Genomic DNA, 22,403 nt, shown 5'->3' with positions numbered 1-22,403 from the left:
AGAGCAAATCACCTATAGAATCCTATAGGTGATTTTTTCATGAAGAATATTTCATCGTTAAATGTAATACCGCCACTTCTTCTTCTTCATTTTTATAAATATGCTTCTTATTCGCTTCAAATTGAATGGAATCAAACTCATTTAATTCGTATACATCATTCTCCACTTGAATAGACACTTTCCCTTTCATTACCGTTACAAGCTCAATCGCACCTTCATGATGAGCTTCTGGCTCATATATACTATTTGATCGTAAACAAGCACGGTGCATTTCCATCCCTGTTTCTTTCGTATAACGGAACATCGTTTCTAAATGCCACGCTTGTCCTTCATCTACTGCAAATCCTTCTCCACAGCGCGCAACAGCTACAGGTTCTCCAGCAACCATTAATCTGGATAAAGGAATTGATAACCCTTTCGTTATTTTCCAAATGACAGCTAGTGTCGGATTTGTTTCCCCTCTTTCTATCTTTCCTAATGTTAATTTACTAACTCCTGTTTTATGGGCTAATTCTTCTAAACTTAATTTCTGTTCATTTCGAATTTGTCTCAATAACTGTCCAACTTGTTGAATGACTTCTTTCGTTTGCATATCTTCATTTTCTTTCATATATAAAACCACCTCAAGGTATAAAATAGTTTACTTTTAACAATTAAAAGTATATCATACTATACATAATTATTTATTTTCGAAAGGAGTGCTATACTTCATGCGCGCAATTTTATTAGGTCTTTTATCATCGGCCTTTTTTTCTGCAACCTTTATTATTAATAGAGCAATGAATGTATCTGGAACGAGCTGGGCTTGGACAGCTTCCTTCCGTTTTTTATTTGCTCTTCCTATTTTATTCCTTATCGTTTTATTTCGCAAAAACTTTAGGGGATTATGGGAAGAGTTAAAAAAACATCCATTGGCATGGATCGGATGGGGTTCTGTTGCCGGTATTGGTTTTTATTCTTTATTAAGTTTCTCAGCTGTCTTTTCTCCAGCTTGGCTCGTTGCTGGAACTTGGCAAGTTACGATTTTAGCTGGTTTACTACTATCACCACTATTTTTCGTGAAAATAGAAACAAAATCAGGTACGAAACTTGTACGCGGAAAAATTCCACTTCGTAGCTTATATGTTGCATTATTTATTTTACTTGGTGTAATTTGTATGCAAGCAACTGCCGCAGGCCATATTACAATGACTCAGTTCATTTCAGGTTTTTTACCTGTCGTATTAGCCGCTTTCTTATATCCGTTCGGTAACCGAAAAATGATGGAGCTTGTTGGTGGACGCCTTGATACGTTCCAACGTGTATTAGGAATGGCAATTGGAAGTCTTCCTATAACAATCTTGCTTGGTATATACGGATTTTCTACTACTGGCATTCCAACATCCAACCAAATGCTTCAAGGATTTTTGTTAGCATTATGTTCCGGCGTTATTGCAACGATGACCTTTTTCTTTGCTACTGACTTAGCAAAAGATAACCTCGCTCTACTTGGAGCTGTTGAAGCAACACAAGCTGGAACGATGGTCTTTACCGTACTTGGAGAAATCATTTTCTTAAATGGTTCACTCCCTGGAGGACTTTCTCTCATCGGAATGATTATTATCATGTTAGGAATGGTTGCAAATAGTATTTTAAACCGTTCTGTTCCAGTCGTTAAACAGAAAAAATCGGCATAAAAAAAGGGTATGGTTCTATAGAGATGAACCATACTCTTTTTTATTGTCCCCCTATTTCGCCTTATCAGAATAGTATTTCATTGGCTGTTTATACTAAAACTTATGTTATAATACGTTTCATGCGCATTAATAGGAGGTAAATTATGTTAAAAAAAGCAATCGCTGAATTTATTGGTACATTTGTACTTGTATTATTCGGAACTGGAGTAGCTGTCACTGGCGGCGGAATTGAAGGAATCGGAACATTAGGAATCGCTATGGCTTTCGGCTTATCTATTGTAGCTATGGCATATAGCATCGGAACAATTTCTGGATGTCACATTAACCCAGCAGTATCAGTAGCTATGTTCATCAACAAACGAATGAACGCTATGGAACTTTGTTATTATGTATTAGCTCAAATTTTAGGTGGTTTATTAGGAACTGCAACGTTAGTAACAATTTTAAAATCTGCTAAAACACCTTTAGATAATTTAGGACAAAATGGTTTCGGAACTCTGGGTTTATCTGGAGCATTTTTAGTTGAGTTCATTTTAACTTTCGTATTTATTTTAGTTATCGTTGCTGTAACAGGTAAAAAAGGAAGTTCTTCTTTAGCTGGACTAGTAATTGGTTTCACATTAGTTTTAATTCACTTATTAGGAATTCCGTTAACTGGAACATCTGTTAACCCAGCTCGTAGTATCGCACCAGCTTTATTTGTTGGTGGAGAAGCACTTTCTCAACTATGGGTATTCATCGTAGCACCAATTCTTGGTGGTATCTTCGCAGCTATCGTAGGTAAATTCATTTTAAATACTGAAAAATAGAATTTTCAATATTTCTAAATAAAAAAATGCGAGCCCTCATTATGAGGAAGCTCGCTTTTTTTATTCTTTCATTTTAGACTTTAAATTTGTAACTAATTGATCTACCGTTACATTTGCAAGTACGTTTTCCATCGCTTCTTGCGCTTGCATTAAAATAATTTCTAATACTGATTGAATATTAGCTCCTACTGGACATTCAATGTTGGGATTTTCATGGAAGGAAAATAGCTGTCCTTCTTCTACAACTTCCACTGCTTTATATACATCAAGTAATGTAATTTCTTCTAAATCTCGAGCAAGTGTCGTACCACCTTTACCAGCTTGTACATCAACAAGTCCTGCTCTCTTCAACATTCCTGTAATGCGACGAATCACAACTGGATTTGTATTCACACTACCGGCAATCCATTCAGAGGTACAGCGAGAGTTTCGATCTATCGCAAGTAATGTCAGCATATGAACACCTACTGTAAAACGACTACTAATCCCCATCTGCACACCCTCCTTTTTATTCATTCTATTAAAAGACGACTCTTATTATTATATACTATTTTTAATTTATACATAAAGAAAAAGCATGATTTCCTATTGAAATCATGCTTTTCTCTCATTATTGACGCTTTATAAATTTCGCTAAATCTTTAAATTTCACTTTATCTGAGTAATTCATTACGCCGTTTACGTAAATGCGGCTTGTAACAGCATTTAATACTGCAATTGTCGCCAATAAGACTGCTAATGTTATCGTAATTTCTAGCATACCTGCTTCACCAGCTACAATACGTGAGAAGGTAACCATCGGTGTAAAAAATGGAACGTAAGAACTTACAACAACGATAGTACTATTCGGATCACTTAATGATTTAATACTAATAAAGAATGCAGCCATAATTAAAATCATTACCGGGAAAGATACAGCTTGTAAATCCTCCGTCTTAGACACGACAGCTCCAGCAGCAGCATACATCATCGCATAAAGTAAATATCCCGTAATGAAATAAACAAGAAACATGCTGATAACTTTTGCATCTAATTTCGTAAAGTCAATTGGAATACCAAATAGTGAGGCACTTTCTAAATCGACCCAACCTAACAAATATGGAATAAGATAACCACACGCCAATATGACAAGTTGCAATAACGCTGTTGAAACAACCGCTAAAATTTTCGCATACATCATCGTAAGAGGCTTCACTTTCGGAAGCATTACTTCCATTACACGTGACGCCTTTTCAGATGCAATATTCATTGCGATTGTATTTCCGAACGCTACAATAAACATATATAAAGCAAATGTAAAGAAATAGGCAATTCCGAAAGAAGATGTACGATCTTTTATCGCTTCTTGCTTTACTTGAATTTCTGTTTGTAATTGCTGTGCAATTTCTGGTGAAACATTATTTTTGGCAATCGTCACCATCGTATATTGTTGCTTTAAATATCCTGCCATAATTGCCGAAGTTGCTTGGCTTGGAAATCCATTATACATATATGTAATCGATGGAGCCCCACCCTTTTCCGTCACATGGAATAGACCATCTAAATCGCCTTCTTCTACTTGCTTATGCAGTTTATCAAAATCATCCTTTGAACCAATTGTTATTTTCGCTGATGGCAATAGCTTATTTAGCTCATCTTTTTGTACTTTATATGTGGAACTCTCTACTACAACTGCAATTTTATCTTTATCCTTATTTTTATCATCGCCTGAAGTAAAATGATTAAATGCAAAAATCCCAAACACAACTAAAAATAAAATCGCACTCGTAATTAATGATTTCTTAGATAAAAACGCTTCCCTAAAATAAAATGAAAATACGTGAGAAAATTTACGCATCGTTATTTCGCCCTCTCTACAAAGATTTCGTTTAACGTCGGCTCTAACATTTTGAATTGTCGTAAGCTAACACCTTGCTCTTGCAACTGTTGCAAAATCTTGAGAGCTTCCGCATCGTCTTGTACTTTCACATAAAGAAGGCCTTGTTGTTTTTCATACGATACATGTATAGCTTCTAATCCCTTTTCATTCTCTACTGTATCTTCAATCGTTAAATTACGGAAACCGTATTCTTTCTTAATATCACTTAGCTGTCCTTTTACGACTGCTTCACCTTTTTTCAAAATACATACATGTTGGCAAAAAGCCTCTACTTGTTCCATACGATGACTTGATAAAATAATCGTCTTTCCGCTCTGTACTTGTTCTTCAATAATACTAGCTAACATCCCAGCATTAACTGGATCAAGGCCGCTGAATGGTTCATCTAAAATGAGAAGTTCCGGATTATGAAGAAGAGCAGCAATTAATTGGATTTTTTGCTGATTCCCTTTTGAAAGCTCTCCAGCCGTTTTAAATTTATATTCTGGTATCGCTAAACGCTCTAACCAGTGATCAATAGCGTGATCCACTTCTTTCTTCGACATTCCTTCTAATCTACCAAAATATCGCAGCTGATCTATTACTCTACTTTTTGTATATAAACCTCTTTCTTCTGGTAAATACCCAATTGTTACACCACTATTTCCAAATGCTTTTCCATCCCATGTAATCGAACCTTCATTAGGCGTTAATAATCCGAGAAGCATTTTGATTGTTGTTGTTTTCCCTGCACCATTTCGTCCAAGTAACCCTAGTACTTCACCTTTTGGTAACGAAATTTGCAAACCGTTAACTGCTTTTGATTCCCCAAATTGTTTCGTTAAGTTTTGAATTTGTAAACTCAAGTATAAAGCCTCCCCTTTAGTATCATTCGTACTCTCTTTCAAAGACTATGTTTATTCAAGACAAAATATAGCACCACGCTTCATCCTCTTATATGTAAACATCGTCATGAATCCATCATTTGTTCTATTTAGTTAAAATTGTAAATAACAAAGTTCTTTTTGTCAATTATAATTGTCATTACGACAATAAAACTTGTCAAAACAGCTATTATTATTTTGCTCATCTTTCTAATATAGGACATACTACTATATATACAAAAGACAATATGCAAATGTTCATATAAAAATATTATATTTTAATATATAATATAAAATGATTTTCTAACATCAAGGAGGATACATATGAAGATGAAGAGGGGCATTACCACTTTATTATCTGTAGCGGTTCTATCTACATCACTTGTAGCATGTTCAGGAACACCAGAGAAAACAGTGGCGAAAGAAGAGAAAGTAAAATTAACAGAACAACAATTAATGGCTGATTTATGGTATCAAACAGCCGGTGAAACGAAAGCACTTTACTACCAAGGGTACAACATTGGTCAATTAAAGCTTGATGCAATTCTTGCAAAAGGGACAGAGAAAAAACCTGCTATCGTGCTTGATTTAGACGAAACTGTTTTAGATAACAGTCCTCATCAGGCAATGAGCGTAAAAACAGGCAAAGGCTATCCTTACAAATGGGATGATTGGATTAACAAAGCTGAGGCTGAAGCCCTTCCAGGCGCAATTGATTTCTTAAAATATACAGAGTCTAAAGGTGTAGATATTTACTACATCTCAAATCGTAAAACGAATCAACTAGATGCAACAATTAAAAATCTTGAGCGTGTAGGTGCTCCTCAAGCAACGAAAGAACATATATTACTACAAGATCCGAAAGAAAAAGGAAAAGAAAAACGCCGTGAACTCGTTTCTCAAACCCATGATATTGTCTTATTCTTCGGTGATAACTTATCTGATTTCACAGGTTTTGATGGAAAATCTGTAAAAGATCGTAACCAAACAGTAGCAGATTCAAAAGCACAATTTGGTGAGAAATTCATTATTTTCCCGAATCCAATGTATGGCGATTGGGAAGGCGCTTTATATGATTATGATTTCAAAAAATCAGATGCAGAAAAAGATAAAATCCGTCGCGACAACTTAAAATCATTTGATGTAAAATAAAAGAGGATGGCATTCGCCATCCTCTTTTATTTTACTTTCTCTGTTAAAGGCAAGATAAATACTTCCACACGTCTATTCTTTGCCTTTCCTTCTTGTGTATCGTTTGGAGCAATTGAACGGTATTCTCCGTATCCAATCGCACTAAATTTTTCTGGTTGTAATTCTTTATTTTGCAGTAATACTTGCATAAAATTAACTGCCCGCTGCGTACTTAATTCCCAATTCGACGCAAACTGCGCATTGGCAATAGGGACATTATCCGTATGACCCGATACTGTAATTTCACGAGGTGACGCTGAAACAAGTAAGCTAGACATCTCTTTTGCAATCCCTAAAGATTCTAATTTCACATCTGCTTTCCCCGAATCAAACAGTATATTTTCTAATATTGTCACCATTAATCCCTTTTCAGTTAATTTAGTTTGAAAAGAAGAAGATAATTGTTTTTCATTAATATATTGATCAATCTTTTTTTGTAATGCTTTCAATTCATCCATCTCTTTTTTTTCTTTAGCTCTAGCTTCTTCTTGTTTTTTTGCTTGTTCTGCCTCAAGGCTACTTGCTGATAATTCTTTTTCATCATTTGGCTTTTGATCACTTAAAAATTCTTTGTTACCTGTTCCCCCAGCTAATTCACTTCGAAAAGCAACTGCCATCTGTTTAAACTTCGCAGCATCTATACTACTCATTGCGAATAAAACGATAAACAATGCAAATAACAACGTTAACATATCAGAATATGGGATTAACCACGTTTCATCGATATGCTCATCATGTTTTTTCTTTTTGCCTCTTCTATTTTTCTTACTCCGCATTTTTTTCTGCTCCTTTTTCTAGCTTTTTACGCTCAGTTGCAGAAAGTGCACCTAAAATGCGGTTCTTCATAATAAACGGATATGTACCTTCTTGTAACATTAATAAACAATCAATGATTAAACGTTTTTTCTCAATTTCAGCTGAAGATTTTTGTTTTAACTTATTTGCAAATGGATGCCATAATACATAACCTGAAAAAATACCAAAAATCGTTGCAATAAACGCACCCGAAATAGCATGACCTAACTTTTCAATATCAGTTAAGTTACCAAGCGCAGCTACAAGACCGATAACAGCACCTAAAACTCCTAATGTCGGTGCATACGTACCAGCTTGTGAAAAAATAGCAGCTCCCTTTGCATGTCTTTCTTCAATTGCTTCTAATTCAGATTCCAAAATCTGCTCTAAATCTTCTGCGGATACGCCATCAATCACAAATTTCATACCGCGCAAAAGAAATTCATCTTGAATTTTGTCTAATTGTTGCTCTAAAGACAAAATACCGTATTTTCTACTTTCAGATGTCCAATGAACAAATAATTCTAGCAACTGTTCATAACTTAAATCCTTTTTATTTGAACCAAAAAGAACTTTAAATAGTTTTGGAACCCTTTTTAGTTGATTCATCGGAAATGCAATACATACTGCAGCAAATGTACCGATAAAAATAATTAATGCTGCGGCAGGATTTAATAAGGCTGTTACGTCAGCGCCCTTGACGACCATCCCTACTACCACTGCTACAAATCCTAAAATAAGTCCAATAATTGTTGCAAAATCCATTCCCATTCACTCCTAGTCTATACAAGAAGTTCTTTATTCTCGATAATCGCTACATCTTCTTATGTATATATATTACATAAAAAATGCAAATCATGAAAGATAAGAAATGAATTATATAAAAAAATACTACAAATTCACACATTTTCTGACATTTTCTTTGCATTTCTATTACGTTATGACTCTTATATTCCTTTTCCAACAAACTAGATTTATAATAAAAAAAACAATACACATTTTATGAAGAAGGGACTGTGATTACAAGGCATCATGAAAAAGATAATAATTATTTCTGCCACTACTATTGTAATCGGGATCACATCTTTCGCTTACTTTGGTTCTAAAACACCACTACATAATGAAGCAAAAGCTGTCGAAAGTCAAAAGCATAATAACCATAAAAAAGAAGAGATTCCTGCTTTTCCAAAAGCTGATCATAATGCAAAGAAAATAGACAATGACTTTTCAGTTGTAACAAATCCAAAATCTAATCTTGTCTTAATTAATAAACATCGAAAACTACCAGATGGATACATTCCTGAAGACTTAACGAGACCAAATGTACCATTTATTAGTCCAAAAGATAAAGAAAAAACATTGCTGCGCAAAGATGCTGCCGAGGCACTTGAAAACATGTTCAAAGCTGCGAAAAAAGAAGGGCTTGATCTTACAGCTGTATCTGGTTATCGTTCATACAAACGCCAAAAATCGTTGCATGATACATACGTTAGACGTCAAGGAAAAGCCGAAGCTAATTCGGTAAGCGCAATTCCTGGTACAAGTGAACACCAAACGGGTTTAGCAATGGATATTAGTTCAAAATCAGCTAAATTTCAATTAGAGCCTATCTTCGGAGAGACAGCAGAAGGAAAATGGGTCGCGGAACATGCTCATGAATTCGGCTTTGTCATTCGTTACTTAGAAGATAAAACAGATACAACAGAATATGCCTATGAACCATGGCACTTACGCTACGTTGGTAATCCATACGCTACATACCTATATAAACATCACTTAACATTAGAAGAAGCGATGGAAGACAAAAAATAAGAGAGCAAATTGCTCTCTTATTTTTCTTTCACTCTATTATTGTAGTAATTTCTTCTTCCATTCTTCAGGCCATGGTTCGCCTCTTCCTGTTTTTTTCGAAGCTTGAACCATCATTCCGCGACCTACTAAACAAACCTCTCCTGCTGCATTCTTCACCATATAATGTAAATCTAAAGAAGAATTCCCGACCGATCCTGCCTTTACATACACCTTCAGCTGTTCATCAAAATATATTTGCTTAATAAAATTACATTGTAAATCCGCAACAACGATCATCGTTTCTGATGATGCATGTGTCCACTCTTGCATAAATCCAAGTTCTTTAAACAACGCAATACGAGCTTCTTCAAAATAAGTAAAAGCAACGACATTATTTACATGTCCAAACATATCTACTTCACCAAAACGAACCTTTACAGGGTTGTAAAACGAAAAACCACTTTCCCATTGCTCAAAGTCTTCAATATAAGAAATCCTCTTCATTGTTATCTCTCCTTTTCACCTCGAAATAAACAGAATAAACAGAAAAATAAAGTTATAAATATTGCCTCTTCGATATGAAGAGGCAATATTTATTAATAGTTATTATCGCTACCAAAGAAATCTTTGAACGATTGAATTGTTGTATCACGGTTTAATGCCGCAATTGAAGTTGTTAAAGGAATACCCTTCGGACATGATTGCACACAGTTTTGAGAGTTACCACAGTTTGCTAGTCCTCCATCTCCCATAATTGCACGTAAGCGATCTGCTTTATGCATTTCACCCGTTGGATGTGAGTTGAATAAGCGAGCTTGTGATAACGGTGCTGGTCCAATAAAGTCAGACTTACTGTTTACGTTTGGACATGATTCTAAGCAAACACCACATGTCATACATTTTGAAAGCTCATAAGCCCATTGACGCTTTTTCTCAGGCATTCTTGGTCCTGGACCTAGGTCATACGTACCATCAATTGGAATCCACGCTTTAACGCGTTTTAGAGCATTAAACATGCGACTACGATCAACTTGTAAGTCACGTACAACCGGGAATGTCTTCATCGGTTTTAAGCGAATTGGTTGCTCTAATTGATCGATAAGTGCCGTACATGATTGACGTGGTTTTCCGTTAATCACCATCGAACATGCACCACATACTTCCTCTAAGCAGTTCATATCCCAGGCAATCGGAGTTGTTTGGTTCCCTTTTGAATCAACAGGATTACGACGGATTTCCATAAGTGCTGAGATAATATTCATATTCGGACGATATGGAATTTCAAACTCTTGGTCAAACGCTTGCGCATCTGGCCCGTCTTGTCTCGTAATGATGAGGCGGATTGTTTTCTCAGACATGTTGTTTATCCCCCTTCTCTTCACCCTTAGCAGCTACATCGTGTTTTGAAGAATAATCACGTTTACGCGGTTTAATTAACGAAATATCAACGTCCTCGTAATGGAATGCTGGTGCATTTCCTTCTCCCTCAAATTTTGCCATCGTAGTTTTTAAGAAGTTTGCATCATCACGATTTGGGAATTCAGGTTTGTAATGCGCCCCACGGCTCTCATTACGGTTATATGCGCCAATTGTAATAACACGTGCTAACTCAAACATATTTGCAAGTTGGCGTGTAAATGAAGCACCTTGGTTACTCCATCTTGCTGTATCGTTAATGTTAATACGTTTGTAACGAGCCATTAATTCTTCAATTTTCGCATCTGTTTCTAATAATTTTTTATTTTCACGAACTACTGTAACGTTATCTGTCATCCATTCTCCAAGCTCTTTATGAAGAACATACGCATTTTCGTTACCATCCATCGTTAAAATATTGTTAAATTTCTCTGTTTCGATTAATTCATTTTGCTCATATACAGTAGATGAAACAGCATCAGATGATTTAGAAAGACCTTTCATATACTCAATTGCGTTTGGTCCTGCTACCATACCACCATAAATTGCTGATAATAGTGAGTTCGCACCAAGACGGTTACCACCGTGCATAGAATAATCACACTCACCTGCTGCAAATAAACCTGGAATGTTTGTCATCTGTTTATAATCAACCCATAGTCCGCCCATTGAATAGTGAACAGCTGGGAAGATTTTCATCGGTAGTTTACGAGGATCATCCCCTGTAAATTTCTCATAGATTTCAATAATTCCACCTAGTTTAATATCTAGTTCTTTTGGATCTTTATGAGAAAGATCTAAGTACACCATGTTTTCACCGTTAATACCTAGTTTTTGCTCTACGCAAACATCAAAGATTTCACGCGTTGCGATGTCACGAGGTACAAGGTTTCCGTAAGCCGGATATTTTTCTTCTAAGAAGTACCATGGTTTACCATCTTTATATGTCCAAACACGTCCACCTTCACCACGTGCAGATTCACTCATAAGACGTAATTTATCGTCTCCAGGAATTGCCGTTGGGTGAATTTGAATGAACTCACCGTTTGCATAATATGCGCCTTGTTGATATACAGCAGAAGCTGCTGTACCTGTATTGATAATGGAGTTTGTTGATTTTCCGAAAATGATACCAGGGCCCCCTGTTGCCATAATCACGGCATCTGCTCCGAAACTTCTAATCTCCATAGTTTGTAAGTCTTGTGCAACGATTCCTCGGCACACACCTTCATCATCAACAACAGCTCGTAAGAAATCCCAACCTTCATATTTCGTTACAAGTCCTGCTACTTCGTGACGACGTACTTGCTCATCTAATGCGTAAAGTAATTGCTGTCCAGTTGTTGCACCAGCAAATGCTGTACGGTGATGTTGCGTTCCACCAAATCGACGGAAATCAAGAAGTCCTTCTTCCGTACGGTTGAACATAACACCCATACGGTCCATTAAATGAATGATACCAGGTGCTGCTTCACACATTGCTTTAACTGGTGGTTGGTTCGCTAAGAAGTCCCCACCATAAATTGTATCGTCAAAGTGGATCCATGGAGAATCCCCTTCACCTTTCGTATTTACGGCACCGTTAATTCCGCCCTGAGCACATACAGAATGTGAACGTTTTACTGGTACTAAAGAAAACAGTTCAACATTTACTCCTGCTTCTGCCGCTTTAATCGTTGCCATTAAGCCAGCCAAGCCACCGCCGACTACTATAAGTTTCCCTTTCATGCTCTCCCACTCCTTACTGGTTTGCTAGCTGTGGATCGATGAACGCTAATAATGCACTCACACCTACATAAGATAAACCTAAGAAAATAGCTAATGTTACATAAGTAGAGATTCTTTGTGAACGTGGAGATACTGTAATTCCCCAGCTGATGCAGAATGTCCATAGTCCATTTGCAAAGTGGAAAATTGTTGAAACAACACCAACTAAGTAGAATGCAAACATAGCTGGATTGTTTAAAATATCTGCCATCATATCATAGTTTACCTCTTTACCTAACATTGCTTGAATACGAGTTTCCCAGACGTGCCAAGAAATGAAGATCAGCGTAACGATACCTGAAATTCTTTGGAAGACGAACATCCAGTTACGGAAATAACCGTAAGAAACTGCATTGTTCTTAGCTGTAAATGCAATATATAAGCCATATATAGCATGGTACAGTATCGGTAAAAAGATGATGAAAATTTCTAGCGCATACCGGAATGGAAGGAGCTCCATAAAGCCTGCAGCTTTGTTAAAAGCCTCTGCTCCTCGTGTTGCAAAGTTGTTTACAATTAAATGTTGCGTCAAAAAGACACCAACCGGGATGACCCCCATTAATGAGTGCCACTTACGAAACGTATACTCGCGGCCTTTCATGTCCCCATTACCCCCCTTGAATGTTTGACTGCTGTTTTCAGATTAGTTTATGACAATAATGTTTTTTCACTATTGGCATAAGAAAAACTGAAAAAATTATTCGAAATATTTCAGCATAATTTGATACCAAGTTCATTTTACTCCTATTTTTGTCGAAGCGTCAAGAAAACGTATACATAATTTGCATATAATTTGCCAATTCTTTTTTTCTTCTTATATATTCAGATTTTCCTAAAGAAAAATCTGTTTTTATAAATGTGAAATGTTATATAATAATCCCTATAGAAAGAGGGGAATATTGTGAGTAAAAATACAATCGATACAACATCTTTAGAAGATGTTTCATTGAACGCCTTCGCTTATGAATTGCTACGTGAAGAATTACTACCTGATTTAATCGGCAACGATTTAGATGGTATTTTATACTGGTCTGGTAGAAACCTTGCAAGAAAATATCCGCTAGAAACAATTGAAGAAGTCATTCAGTTCTTTGAAAAGGCTGGCTGGGGCACTTTAAGCATTGTTGAACATAAGCGTCGTGAAATGCAGTTCCAACTTAAAGGCACACTCATCGCAGAACGTCAAAAACAAAAACGACATTCTTCTTATCAACTAGAAGCCGGATTCATCGCTGAACAAATCCAAAAGCAACGGAACGTCGTTGCAGAGTCATACGAAGAAAAGAAAAAACGTTCTGACTCTATTACATTTCTTGTAAAATGGGATATAAAAGATCTCATTGAAGTGTAAGCATTACCTACAGTCAACTAGACATATCAGTTTAGTTGACTTTTTTGTATTTTCATTCAGATGAGTTTATTTTAAATCTTCAGAAATTATACCAAAAAACAGAAGACGTTGTAAACTACAACGTCTTCTTATCTGTTAAATACGTATAAATCGTCTCTGCGACATTTTTCGGCATACCCGCTTCGACAAATTCCTCTATAGAAGCTTCTTTCATCTTCTTTAATGAACCAAAATGTTTTAACAATACCTTTTTCCGTTTATCACCGATTCCTGGAATATCATCCAATGCTGATTGAATGACAGATTTCCCATGTAATTGACGATGGAATGTAATCGCAAATCGATGCACCTCATCTTGAATACGCTGCAATAAATAAAATTCTTGGCTATTTCTCTCAAGCATCACAGGTTCCGGTGGATCCCCAATAATTAAATGGGAGGTTTTATGTTTATCATCTTTTACAAGACCTGCCATCGGAATATATAATCCGAGCTCATTCTCTAAAATATCACTTGCAGCCGCTAGATGGCCTTTTCCTCCATCAATAATAATCAAATCAGGTAAAGGTGAATTTTCTTTAAGCGCTCTTGTATAACGGCGCCTCACAACTTCTCTCATAGACTCATAATCATCTGGCCCTTGAACCGTTTTAATTTTATATTTTCGATACTCTTTCTTCGCCGGTTTCCCATCGATAAAAGCAATCATTGCAGAAACGGGATTTGTTCCTTGAATATTTGAGTTATCAAACGCTTCAATACGATACGGCGTTTCAATCCCAAGCTGCTTCCCTAAATGATCTACCGCTTTAATCGTTCGTTCTTCATCACGTTCAATTAAGTAAAACTTCTCTTCAAGAGCAATCTTCGCATTTTTATTTGCCAATTCTACAAGGTCTTTTTTCTTACCACGTTTCGGCTGCGTCGCTTCCACTTCTAAAAAGCGCTCTACTAATTCCGAGTCTATACTTCCTGGAACGACAATTTCCTTCGGCTTAAAATGACTACTGTTTTCATAAAATTGGCCGATAAACGTTAAAAAACCCTCTTCTGGTTCATCGTAAATTGGAAACATAGAAACATCACGTTCAATTAGCTTTCCTTTTCGAACGAAGAAAACTTGAACACACATCCATCCTTTATCCACTGCATATCCAAACACATCACGATCTACTAAGTCACTCATAATCATCTTTTGTTTTTCCATAATCGCATCAATATGAGCAATTTGATCACGCAACTCTTTTGCACGTTCAAACTCTAGTTTCTCTGAGGCCTCATACATTTTTATTTCTAGTTCTGAACGAACTTCTTTATGTCCACCATTTAAAAACTTAATAATTTCATCTACAATTTCTTTATTTTGTTCTTCCGTCACTTCTTTCACACAAGGCGCTAAACATTGACCCATATGATAATACAAACAAACTTTATCTGGCATATTCGTGCATTTCCGAAGTGGATACATACGATCTAGCAGTTTTTTCGTTTCATGAGCAGATTGTGCATTTGGATAAGGACCAAAATATTTCCCTTTATCCTTTTTTACGTTTCGAGTAATGAGTAAGCGCGGTTGCTTCTCCGCCGTAATTTTAATAAAAGGATATGTTTTATCATCTTTTAATTGAATATTATATTTCGGATCATATTTTTTAATTAGATTTAACTCTAAAATAAGTGCTTCTAAATTCGAAGAGGTTACAATATATTCAAAATCAACAATTTCTCCTACAAGCCGCAGTGTTTTCCCATCATGTGAACCAGTAAAGTACGAGCGCACACGATTTTTAAGCACTTTTGCCTTTCCGACATATATAACCGTTCCTTGCTTATCTTTCATCAAATAACAACCAGGTTGATCTGGTAAAATAGCCAACTTCTCTTTCAAATGTTCATGCACTCGTCTCCCTCCATTTCTACATACTTAGCATTTTTATTTTCCCTTGAAAACATACTATGCCCAAACACCCAACATACGTTCTTTTATTGTAACGGAAAGACTGTAAAAAAGAAAATAAAAAAAGCTACCAAATGGTAGCTTTTTTTATTTTAGAAGTGTTTAGAAACTAATTCTACTAACGCTTCTTTCGGTTTGTAACCTAACGCTTGATCAACTACTTTACCGTCTTTTAATACGAAAAGAGCTGGAATGCTCATTACTTCGAATTGACGAGCAGTTTCTTGGTTTTCATCAACGTCTACTTTTACTACTTTTACTTTTTCGCCTAGTTCTGCATCAATTTCCTCTAATACAGGAGCGATCATTTTACAAGGTCCACACCAAGGTGCCCAGAAATCTAATAATACAACACCTTCGCTAGTTTCTGCTGCGAAGCTTTGGTCATTTGCGTTTACAATTGCCATTTTATTTCCTCCTTCAAGTATATTCTACCAAGAGTATATCATTAACTTATATACGTGGCGAATAATATGTATCGTTATGTATTGTAACAAAAAAATGTTCCTTTATACTATATAAAAATACGGATTAAATACTAAAAAGATGAGAGACAGGGGATCTCTCACCTTTTTCTATATATAGGGGTACTTCACTTGGAACTCAAGGGTACTTAAATCATGAATGTACTTTTAACTTTTTAAACTCTTCTGTTAAAAGAGGTACAACTTCGAATAAGTCACCGACAATACCATAGTCAGCTACTTTAAAGATACTTGCTTCTGGATCTTTATTAATCGCAACGATTATTTTTGAGTTAGACATACCTGCTAAATGCTGAATCGCACCAGAAATACCACATGCAATGTATAAGTCTGGCGTAACAACTTTACCAGTTTGACCAATTTGTAATGAGTAATCACAGTATTCAGCGTCACAAGCACCACGAGATGCCCCAACAGCGCCGCCTAGTACGTCTGCTAACTCTTTTAATGGCTTAAAGCCTTCTTCACTCTTCACACCACGTCCGCCAGCGATAATAACTTTTGCTTCAGAAAGATCCACACCTTCTGCTGTTTTACGGACAACATCTTGAATGATTGTACGTAAATCTTTCACATCAACTGTAATAGAAGATACGTCACCGCTGCGAGACTCATCTTTTTCCAGAGTTGCAATGTTATTTGGACGCACTGTCGCAAATAAGATGCCGTCTGTTACAATCTTCTTCTCGAATGCTTTACCAGAGTAAATTGGACGAGTGAAGATAACATTTCCACCTTCAACCTCTAAAGCAGTTACGTCAGAAACTAAACCAGCTTCAAGCTTCGCTGCTAATTTTGGTGATAAATCTTTACCAAGTGCTGTATGTCCAAAAACGATACCTTCTGGATTTTCTTCAGCATGTACAGCTAAAAACGCTTGTGCATAACCATCAGATGTATATGATTTTAATTTATCATTTTCAACTGTCACAACGCGATCTGCACCGTAATGAATCAATTCATTTGCAAAAGAGGCAACGCTGTCTCCAATTAGAAGACCTACTACTTCACCGCCTTCTGCAATTGTTTTTGCTGCTGCTACCGCTTCAAAAGAAACGTTACGTAGCGATCCATCACGAACTTCACCCATTACTAATACTTTACGAGCCATAGATTTTCCCTCCTGCATATATAATTTCGTATTTTATTAGATTACTTTCGCTTCTGTATGGAGCAACGATACAAGTTCTTTTACTTGATCTTGCAGCTCGCCTTGTAACACTTTTCCTGCATCTTTCTTAGGAGGCAAATAGATTTCAATTGTTTTTGTCTTTGCTTCCACATCATCTTCTTCTAAATCTAAATCATCTAATTCTAATTCTTCTAGCGGCTTTTTCTTCGCTTTCATAATACCTGGAAGCGATGGATAACGCGGTTCATTTAAACCTTGCTGTGCTGTTACTAAAACTGGTAATGAAGTTGCAATCACTTCTGTATCACCTTCAACATCACGCTCAATCTTCACATTTGTACCGTCAATTTCAAGTTTTGTAATTGTCGTTACATACGGAATATTTAACGCTTCAGCTACGCGTGGTCCTACTTGTCCAGATGCACCATCAATTGCAACGTTTCCGCCTAAAATTAAATCTGCATCTTTATCTTTTAAATATTCAGCAAGCACTTTTGCTGTCGTGAACTGGTCACCATTTTCTACATCATCTTCAATATTAATTAATACAGCTTTATCACAGCCCATTGCTAATGCAGTACGAAGTTCTTTCTCACTATCTTCGCCACCGACTGTTACAACTGTAACTTCTCCACCTTGTGCGTCTCTTACTTGAATTGCTTCTTCAATTGCATATTCATCGTAAGGGTTGATGATGAATTCCGCTTCGCCATCGTAAATTGCACCGTTTTTAATTACGATTTTTTCTTCTGTATCAAATGTTCGTTTCATGAGTACGTAGATGTTCATTCCATTTACCCCCTTGTTTTTCAGAAAGATTCTATCAATTTTAATTTTCTGTTAATTTATATTAAAAAAATAATTGAACTACCTGCCACTAAATGAAGGTTTACGCTTTTCTAAAAATGCAGCTACACCTTCTCTTCCATCTTCACTCGTAAATACTTCACCAAAAATCTGTGATTCACGTTGTACACCTTCATAGTAATGAGACGATTTTGTCGTTTGCAATAACTCTAGTACAGCACGAGTTGTTGCTGGACTTTTTCCAGCAATTTGTTTTGCAACTTTAAGCGTATCATCTAAAAGAGATTCTTCAGAGAACAATCCGTTAACAAGTCCCCACTTTAATGCTTCTGCACCAGTAATTGGTGTACTTGTTAACATCATTTCACAAGCTTTCGCTTTCCCAACATAACGTGGTAAGCGCTGTGTACCTGCAAAGCCAGGAATTAATCCAAGTGTTAATTCAGGTAAACCAAGTTTTGCACTTTCAGTTGCAAAGCGCATGTGGCAAGACATAGCAAACTCAAGGCCGCCGCCCAGTGCCGCTCCATGAATTGCCGCAATAACTGGTTTTGAACATTTTTCAACACGCTCAAACGTAACTTGTCCAAGCTGTGCTAATTCTGTTGCTTGCTTCGCTTCAGTAACAGATGTAAATTCTTTAATATCTGCTCCCGCTGAGAAGAAACGTCCTTCACCGTGAATAACAACAACGTGAATGTTATCATCCTTTTCCACTTGATCAATTAATTCAGTAACATCATGCATAACTTGTGAAGACATCGCATTCGCTGGTGCGTGATTTAATGTCGCCACCGCGATATGATCTTCAACTCTTACAGATAGGAATTTCAACATGATCCCTCCCATTATTGACGATAACCACAAGCTGCAATAAGTAGCCCGTGTACCGTTTTTGAAAGTGCGACCAGATCATACTTATGATCGCTCATTACCCAATTGGTCACAACTTCATCTACTGTTCCAAAGATCATTTGTCTTGCCACGCGAACATTTAAATCTGCTTGAAATTCACCTTGTTTTATACCAGTCTCTAAAATCTCATCCATAACTTGTAAGTAGCCTTTTAATACTTCATTTATTTTAAGGCGCAAGTCTTGATTGGACTGCCTTAGCTCTAATTGCGTAACGATAGCAAGAGGATCATTTTGCGACAACAGCAAGAAGTGCGTTTCTACCAACATGAATAACTTCGATACAGCGCTTTCAATTCCTGCTGTTTTTTGACGAATTGTTTCGACAAATTCTCCCATCTTCTCTTGGAATAAGGATATTAATATATCTTCTTTATTTTTAAAATATAAATAAATCGTGCCATCAGCTACCCCAGCTTGCTTTGCGATTTTAGAAACTTGCGCTTGGTGGTACCCATTCTCCGCAATCACAATGACTGCCGCATCAATAATTTGATTGTATTTCGGTCTATTTTTCTTCACTTTACTGTCCCCTTCAAGAAGATGACTGAATGAATAGTCATTCATATTCTTATAATACTGACTATTTAGAAAAGTGTCAATCCTATTTTTTCAAAAAGAAAGGGCCTTAGCCCGTTTGCTCATCCTCATTCTTTCTCTTCTCTTCATCTATTAGAACACGGCGTAAAATTTTCCCTACTGTCGTTTTTGGCAATTCATCTCTAAACTCATATACTTTCGGCACTTTATAAGCCGCTAAATATTTACGTGCAAACTGATTTAATTCTTCCTCAGAGCACTCCGTACCTTCTTTTAACACAACAAATGCTTTAACTGTCTCTCCTCGGTACGGATCTGGAACTCCAATTGTCACTACTTCTTGCACTTTTTCATGCTCATATAATACTTCTTCAACTTCACGAGGATACACATTAAATCCACTCGCGACAATCATATCTTTCTTGCGATCTTTTACATAGAAGAATCCATCTTCATCCATGTAGCCAACATCCCCTGTATGGAGCCAGCCATCTTGCAATACAGCCGCTGTTTCCTCTGGCTTATTCCAGTATCCTTTCATAATTTGAGGACCTTTCACTACAATTTCCCCTATTTCTCCTGGCGGTAATGCCTCACCAGTTTCAAGTGACATAATGATTGCTTCTGTATCTGGCCACGGAACTCCGATGCTACCTGGCACTCGCTTTTCCCATAAAAAATTACTATGTGTAACCGGAGAGGATTCTGTTAAACCATATCCCTCTACTAGTTTACCACCTGTAACTTTTTCGAACTTTTCCTGTACTTCTACTGGCAGTGGTGCTGATCCACTAATACAAGCACGAATAGAAGAAATATCGTATTCTTTTAAAAGCGGACTATTTAAAAGAGCGATATAAATAGTTGGTGCCCCTGGAAACAATGTCACTTTATGCTTCTTAATCGCTTCAAAAACCATTTTCATATCAAACTTTGGAATAAGGACCATTTTGTATCCTTGCATAATACTTAAATTCATAACAGCTGTCATACCATAAACATGGAAAAATGGAAGAACCCCAAGAACGACTTCTTCTCCTTCTTTGCAATTATATAACCATTGAACTCCCATTAACGTGTTAGAGACGAGGTTTTTATGCGTTAACATAACTCCTTTCGGAAATCCGGTTGTTCCTCCTGTGTACTGTAAAAGGGCTAGATCATTTTCAGGATCACAAGGCACCTCAACATTCGTATTCACTTCTTTTTCTACTGAATTCCAAAGATGAATCGTTTCACTCTCTGATACTTTCACAACTAAATTCGACTGTTTTTTCTGCACAAATGGATACAATAGATTTTTAGGGAATGGCAAAAAGTCTGCAATACGAGTTACGATAATATGCTCAATTTTTGTAGCAGATTGAACATTCGTTACTCTTGGAAACACTAAATCGAGACAAAGAATTACTTTTGCTCCCGAGTCATGAAGCTGATATTCTAATTCTCTTTCTGTATACAGTGGATTTGTTTGTACTACGATACCTCCCGCAAGTAATGTGCCGTAATAACCAATTACAGCTTGCGGACAATTTGGCAACATAATAGCAACTCGATCACCCTTTTCCACACCGAGCTTTTGAAGATAATTTGCAAACCTCTTCACCTTATCATGGAAGTCCGAAAACGTAATATCCTTCCCTAAAAAGTGAAGCGCTTTCTTTTCTGGGTAGCGAGATGCCATCTGTTCTACATATCTATGAAGCGGCTGAATATCATAAGAAATCGTACTAGGAATTTCCTCTGGATAACTTTTCAACCATGGTTTTTCCACCTTCATTCCCCCTTCAAATACATAAAAAATAAATGAATGTTCATTCATGATGGTTATTTTCATTATATTATAGTCACCATAGCGTTACAATCATAATATTCTGACTTTTATATAACTATGCTTTACTTCATTAACTTCTTATTATATGTAGAAACTCTCTTACTCTTAAAAGAGTAAGAGAGTTTGTCATTAACTTAATCTTATAATTGTTAATACCGCTCCTGGGGTAGTTGTTGATAATGTCGCAACAGCTAACAAACCAAATAATTGCAAACTAATTGCACTCCCCGCCGCAAGAGTCGTAATAATTGTCGCACTAAATGATGTCGTTGCTAATGCAGGAGAATTAATAGTCCCAGCAAGCGGTGCCCCATTAATTGTAATTCGTGAACTAACTAATAATGCAGCCGTTATATTAATTGAATATGAAATATAATAATTCCCTGCATTTGCAGCCGTAAATACTGTGTTCCCCCCAGACACTGTAATACCTGGACCGATATTCTGATTGTTTGGAAGCGGAACGTTTGTTCCACCTAGTAGTACCGATATTGCTGTACCCGACGTATTATTTGCAAAGGCGTATGTTGCCGTTATACTTGTGCCTGTTGCTCCTGTTGGGCCTGTCGCTCCCGTTGGACCCGTCGCTCCCGTTGGACCCGTTACTCCTGTCGCCCCCGTTGGACCCGTTGCCCCTGTTATTCCTGTTGGGCCTGTTGCTCCTGTGTCGCCTGTTACCCCTGTCGCCCCCGTTGAACCCGTTGCTCCTGTTGGGCCTGTTGCTCCTGTTGCTCCTGTTGCTCCTGTTATTCCTGTCGCTCCTGTTGGTCCCGTTGCCCCTGTTCTTCCTGTCGCTCCCGTTGGGCCTGTTGCTCCTGTTATTCCTGTCGCTCCTGTTGGACCCGTTGCCCCTGTTATTCCTGTCGCTCCCGTTGGACCTGTGTCGCCTGTTGCTCCTGTTGCCCCCGTCGGACCGGTTGGACCAACCTTAGGAACTGTCCCATCGCAACTAAAACAGCATGAATCAACATGTACACCATTTTGATTATTACACCCACAATATCCATTTACGTTATTGCTCCATGAAGACATGTTGATCACTTCCTTTACATTCGATCTTTTTAGCGCAATCACCGACTTAAAAAACACCTATCTAAATAACAAAGAAATACTTTGCCTAGTTGGGGATAAAACACAGATTTCCTCCATACATTCTAGTAATTATTACATGCGATTCACTCTCCTTTTGCTTGTAC

The 22,403-nt window shown here is 37.0% G+C and carries 23 protein-coding genes; 5 read left to right on the top strand and 18 right to left on the bottom strand.

The window, feature by feature from the left end; translation table 11 throughout:
* Nucleotides 1-37: 37 nt before the first annotated feature.
* On the bottom strand, nucleotides 38-610 hold the full coding sequence (locus MR136_RS01295; RefSeq protein ID WP_000661920.1) for a helix-turn-helix domain-containing protein: 573 nt from the start codon (nucleotides 608-610) through the stop codon (nucleotides 38-40).
* 100 nt (nucleotides 611-710) lie between these two features.
* Between MR136_RS01295 and MR136_RS01290 the strand changes: the two genes are divergently transcribed.
* Complete coding sequence (locus tag MR136_RS01290) at nucleotides 711-1,676, top strand: DMT family transporter (RefSeq protein WP_001201636.1); 966 nt, start codon at nucleotides 711-713, stop codon at nucleotides 1,674-1,676.
* A gap of 143 nt (nucleotides 1,677-1,819) precedes the next feature.
* On the top strand, nucleotides 1,820-2,485 hold the full coding sequence (locus tag MR136_RS01285) for an aquaporin (protein ID WP_000913213.1): 666 nt from the start codon (nucleotides 1,820-1,822) through the stop codon (nucleotides 2,483-2,485).
* A 60-nt stretch (nucleotides 2,486-2,545) separates the two neighbouring features.
* Here the strand turns inward: MR136_RS01285 and MR136_RS01280 are convergent, their stop codons facing one another.
* The 3 genes from MR136_RS01280 to MR136_RS01270 all read right to left on the bottom strand — a co-directional run bounded on the left by MR136_RS01280 (nucleotide 2,546) and on the right by MR136_RS01270 (nucleotide 5,209).
* Nucleotides 2,546-2,977, bottom strand: a complete 432-nt coding sequence (locus MR136_RS01280) for an Rrf2 family transcriptional regulator (protein ID WP_000512998.1) — start codon at nucleotides 2,975-2,977, stop codon at nucleotides 2,546-2,548.
* A 118-nt stretch (nucleotides 2,978-3,095) separates the two neighbouring features.
* A complete protein-coding gene (locus MR136_RS01275; RefSeq protein ID WP_001224980.1) occupies nucleotides 3,096-4,322 on the bottom strand; it encodes an ABC transporter permease in 1,227 nt (408 codons plus the stop codon).
* A 2-nt stretch (nucleotides 4,323-4,324) separates the two neighbouring features.
* Nucleotides 4,325-5,209: an ABC transporter ATP-binding protein gene (locus MR136_RS01270; protein ID WP_000058117.1), complete on the bottom strand. Its 885-nt coding sequence runs from the start codon at nucleotides 5,207-5,209 to the stop codon at nucleotides 4,325-4,327.
* 342 nt (nucleotides 5,210-5,551) lie between these two features.
* Here MR136_RS01270 and MR136_RS01265 point away from each other — a divergent pair, with 342 nt between their 5' ends.
* Entirely contained in the window at nucleotides 5,552-6,379 is an 828-nt protein-coding gene (locus MR136_RS01265) for a 5'-nucleotidase, lipoprotein e(P4) family (protein WP_000782767.1), read from the top strand.
* 26 nt (nucleotides 6,380-6,405) lie between these two features.
* Here the strand turns inward: MR136_RS01265 and motB are convergent, their stop codons facing one another.
* Entirely contained in the window at nucleotides 6,406-7,194 is a 789-nt protein-coding gene (gene motB / locus MR136_RS01260; RefSeq protein ID WP_001256734.1) for a flagellar motor protein MotB, read from the bottom strand.
* Entirely contained in the window at nucleotides 7,184-7,978 is a 795-nt protein-coding gene (gene motA / locus MR136_RS01255; RefSeq protein WP_000344859.1) for a flagellar motor stator protein MotA, read from the bottom strand. Before motA ends, motB begins: the two co-directional genes overlap by 11 nt.
* Before the next feature lie 267 nt (nucleotides 7,979-8,245).
* On the opposite strand from motA, the gene MR136_RS01250 reads away from it, so the two are divergent.
* The gene (locus MR136_RS01250) at nucleotides 8,246-9,025 is read left to right on the top strand and encodes a M15 family metallopeptidase (protein WP_000720201.1); all 780 of its coding nucleotides are present in this window, start codon (nucleotides 8,246-8,248) and stop codon (nucleotides 9,023-9,025) included.
* Nucleotides 9,026-9,061: 36 nt separating this feature from the next.
* Here MR136_RS01250 and MR136_RS01245 read toward each other — a convergent pair whose 3' ends face one another.
* The 4 genes from MR136_RS01245 to sdhC all read right to left on the bottom strand — a co-directional run bounded on the left by MR136_RS01245 (nucleotide 9,062) and on the right by sdhC (nucleotide 12,788).
* A complete protein-coding gene (locus tag MR136_RS01245) occupies nucleotides 9,062-9,508 on the bottom strand; it encodes an acyl-CoA thioesterase (protein ID WP_000822734.1) in 447 nt (148 codons plus the stop codon).
* Nucleotides 9,509-9,600: 92 nt separating this feature from the next.
* Nucleotides 9,601-10,362, bottom strand: a complete 762-nt coding sequence (sdhB, locus tag MR136_RS01240) for a succinate dehydrogenase iron-sulfur subunit (RefSeq protein WP_001291827.1) — start codon at nucleotides 10,360-10,362, stop codon at nucleotides 9,601-9,603.
* Nucleotides 10,355-12,148: a succinate dehydrogenase flavoprotein subunit gene (gene sdhA / locus MR136_RS01235; protein ID WP_000676750.1), complete on the bottom strand. Its 1,794-nt coding sequence runs from the start codon at nucleotides 12,146-12,148 to the stop codon at nucleotides 10,355-10,357. The genes sdhB and sdhA overlap by 8 nt, the downstream gene beginning before the upstream one ends.
* A gap of 13 nt (nucleotides 12,149-12,161) precedes the next feature.
* Nucleotides 12,162-12,788 carry a succinate dehydrogenase cytochrome B558 gene (sdhC, locus tag MR136_RS01230; protein ID WP_000678354.1) on the bottom strand — a complete coding sequence of 209 codons (627 nt, stop codon included), beginning with the start codon at nucleotides 12,786-12,788 and terminating at the stop codon, nucleotides 12,162-12,164.
* Nucleotides 12,789-13,088: 300 nt separating this feature from the next.
* On the opposite strand from sdhC, the gene MR136_RS01225 reads away from it, so the two are divergent.
* Nucleotides 13,089-13,538, top strand: coding sequence for a YslB family protein (locus MR136_RS01225; RefSeq protein WP_000042226.1), 450 nt, complete (start codon nucleotides 13,089-13,091; stop codon nucleotides 13,536-13,538).
* 115 nt (nucleotides 13,539-13,653) lie between these two features.
* Here MR136_RS01225 and uvrC read toward each other — a convergent pair whose 3' ends face one another.
* The 8 genes from uvrC to MR136_RS01185 form a co-directional block, all read right to left on the bottom strand.
* A complete protein-coding gene (uvrC, locus tag MR136_RS01220) occupies nucleotides 13,654-15,438 on the bottom strand; it encodes an excinuclease ABC subunit C (RefSeq protein ID WP_000544296.1) in 1,785 nt (594 codons plus the stop codon).
* A 149-nt stretch (nucleotides 15,439-15,587) separates the two neighbouring features.
* Entirely contained in the window at nucleotides 15,588-15,902 is a 315-nt protein-coding gene (gene trxA, locus MR136_RS01215; protein ID WP_001018943.1) for a thioredoxin, read from the bottom strand.
* A 211-nt stretch (nucleotides 15,903-16,113) separates the two neighbouring features.
* Complete coding sequence (etfA, locus tag MR136_RS01210) at nucleotides 16,114-17,091, bottom strand: electron transfer flavoprotein subunit alpha (protein WP_000101945.1); 978 nt, start codon at nucleotides 17,089-17,091, stop codon at nucleotides 16,114-16,116.
* Between the two features lie 36 nt (nucleotides 17,092-17,127).
* A complete protein-coding gene (gene etfB / locus MR136_RS01205) occupies nucleotides 17,128-17,901 on the bottom strand; it encodes an electron transfer flavoprotein subunit beta (protein ID WP_001029028.1) in 774 nt (257 codons plus the stop codon).
* Nucleotides 17,902-17,979: 78 nt separating this feature from the next.
* Nucleotides 17,980-18,756 carry an enoyl-CoA hydratase gene (locus MR136_RS01200; RefSeq protein WP_098584328.1) on the bottom strand — a complete coding sequence of 259 codons (777 nt, stop codon included), beginning with the start codon at nucleotides 18,754-18,756 and terminating at the stop codon, nucleotides 17,980-17,982.
* Between the two features lie 11 nt (nucleotides 18,757-18,767).
* Nucleotides 18,768-19,355: a TetR/AcrR family transcriptional regulator gene (locus MR136_RS01195; RefSeq protein ID WP_000742223.1), complete on the bottom strand. Its 588-nt coding sequence runs from the start codon at nucleotides 19,353-19,355 to the stop codon at nucleotides 18,768-18,770.
* A 106-nt stretch (nucleotides 19,356-19,461) separates the two neighbouring features.
* Nucleotides 19,462-21,147 carry a long-chain-fatty-acid--CoA ligase gene (locus MR136_RS01190; RefSeq protein ID WP_000414744.1) on the bottom strand — a complete coding sequence of 562 codons (1,686 nt, stop codon included), beginning with the start codon at nucleotides 21,145-21,147 and terminating at the stop codon, nucleotides 19,462-19,464.
* 189 nt (nucleotides 21,148-21,336) lie between these two features.
* Nucleotides 21,337-22,239 (bottom strand): BclA C-terminal domain-containing protein, encoded by a 903-nt coding sequence (locus tag MR136_RS01185; protein WP_242259240.1) that lies wholly within the window; start codon nucleotides 22,237-22,239, stop codon nucleotides 21,337-21,339.
* Between the last annotated feature and the right edge of the window lie 164 nt (nucleotides 22,240-22,403).

Source organism: Bacillus cereus group sp. BfR-BA-01311 (assembly GCF_022664295.1).
GTDB lineage: Bacteria > Bacillota > Bacilli > Bacillales > Bacillaceae_G > Bacillus_A > Bacillus_A cereus.
The sequence above is the reverse complement of the archived record's forward strand: the minus strand, read 5'-3'. Positions and strand labels throughout refer to the sequence as shown.

Excerpts from the sequence above, each read along its gene's own strand:
- MR136_RS01295 (WP_000661920.1), bottom strand. The coding sequence starts at position 610 with ATGAAAGAAAATGAAGATATGCAAACGAAAGAAGTCATTCAACAAGTT.
- MR136_RS01290 (WP_001201636.1), top strand. The coding sequence starts at position 711 with ATGCGCGCAATTTTATTAGGTCTTTTATCATCGGCCTTTTTTTCTGCA.
- MR136_RS01285 (WP_000913213.1), top strand. The coding sequence starts at position 1,820 with ATGTTAAAAAAAGCAATCGCTGAATTTATTGGTACATTTGTACTTGTA.
- MR136_RS01280 (WP_000512998.1), bottom strand. The coding sequence starts at position 2,977 with ATGGGGATTAGTAGTCGTTTTACAGTAGGTGTTCATATGCTGACATTA.
- MR136_RS01275 (WP_001224980.1), bottom strand. The coding sequence starts at position 4,322 with ATGCGTAAATTTTCTCACGTATTTTCATTTTATTTTAGGGAAGCGTTT.
- MR136_RS01265 (WP_000782767.1), top strand. The coding sequence starts at position 5,552 with ATGAAGATGAAGAGGGGCATTACCACTTTATTATCTGTAGCGGTTCTA.
- motB (WP_001256734.1), bottom strand. The coding sequence starts at position 7,194 with ATGCGGAGTAAGAAAAATAGAAGAGGCAAAAAGAAAAAACATGATGAG.
- motA (WP_000344859.1), bottom strand. The coding sequence starts at position 7,978 with ATGGATTTTGCAACAATTATTGGACTTATTTTAGGATTTGTAGCAGTG.
- MR136_RS01250 (WP_000720201.1), top strand. The coding sequence starts at position 8,246 with ATGAAAAAGATAATAATTATTTCTGCCACTACTATTGTAATCGGGATC.
- MR136_RS01245 (WP_000822734.1), bottom strand. The coding sequence starts at position 9,508 with ATGAAGAGGATTTCTTATATTGAAGACTTTGAGCAATGGGAAAGTGGT.
- sdhB (WP_001291827.1), bottom strand. The coding sequence starts at position 10,362 with ATGTCTGAGAAAACAATCCGCCTCATCATTACGAGACAAGACGGGCCA.
- sdhA (WP_000676750.1), bottom strand. The coding sequence starts at position 12,148 with ATGAAAGGGAAACTTATAGTAGTCGGCGGTGGCTTGGCTGGCTTAATG.
- sdhC (WP_000678354.1), bottom strand. The coding sequence starts at position 12,788 with ATGAAAGGCCGCGAGTATACGTTTCGTAAGTGGCACTCATTAATGGGG.
- trxA (WP_001018943.1), bottom strand. The coding sequence starts at position 15,902 with ATGGCAATTGTAAACGCAAATGACCAAAGCTTCGCAGCAGAAACTAGC.
- etfA (WP_000101945.1), bottom strand. The coding sequence starts at position 17,091 with ATGGCTCGTAAAGTATTAGTAATGGGTGAAGTTCGTGATGGATCGCTA.
- etfB (WP_001029028.1), bottom strand. The coding sequence starts at position 17,901 with ATGAACATCTACGTACTCATGAAACGAACATTTGATACAGAAGAAAAA.
- MR136_RS01200 (WP_098584328.1), bottom strand. The coding sequence starts at position 18,756 with ATGTTGAAATTCCTATCTGTAAGAGTTGAAGATCATATCGCGGTGGCG.
- MR136_RS01185 (WP_242259240.1), bottom strand. The coding sequence starts at position 22,239 with ATGTCTTCATGGAGCAATAACGTAAATGGATATTGTGGGTGTAATAAT.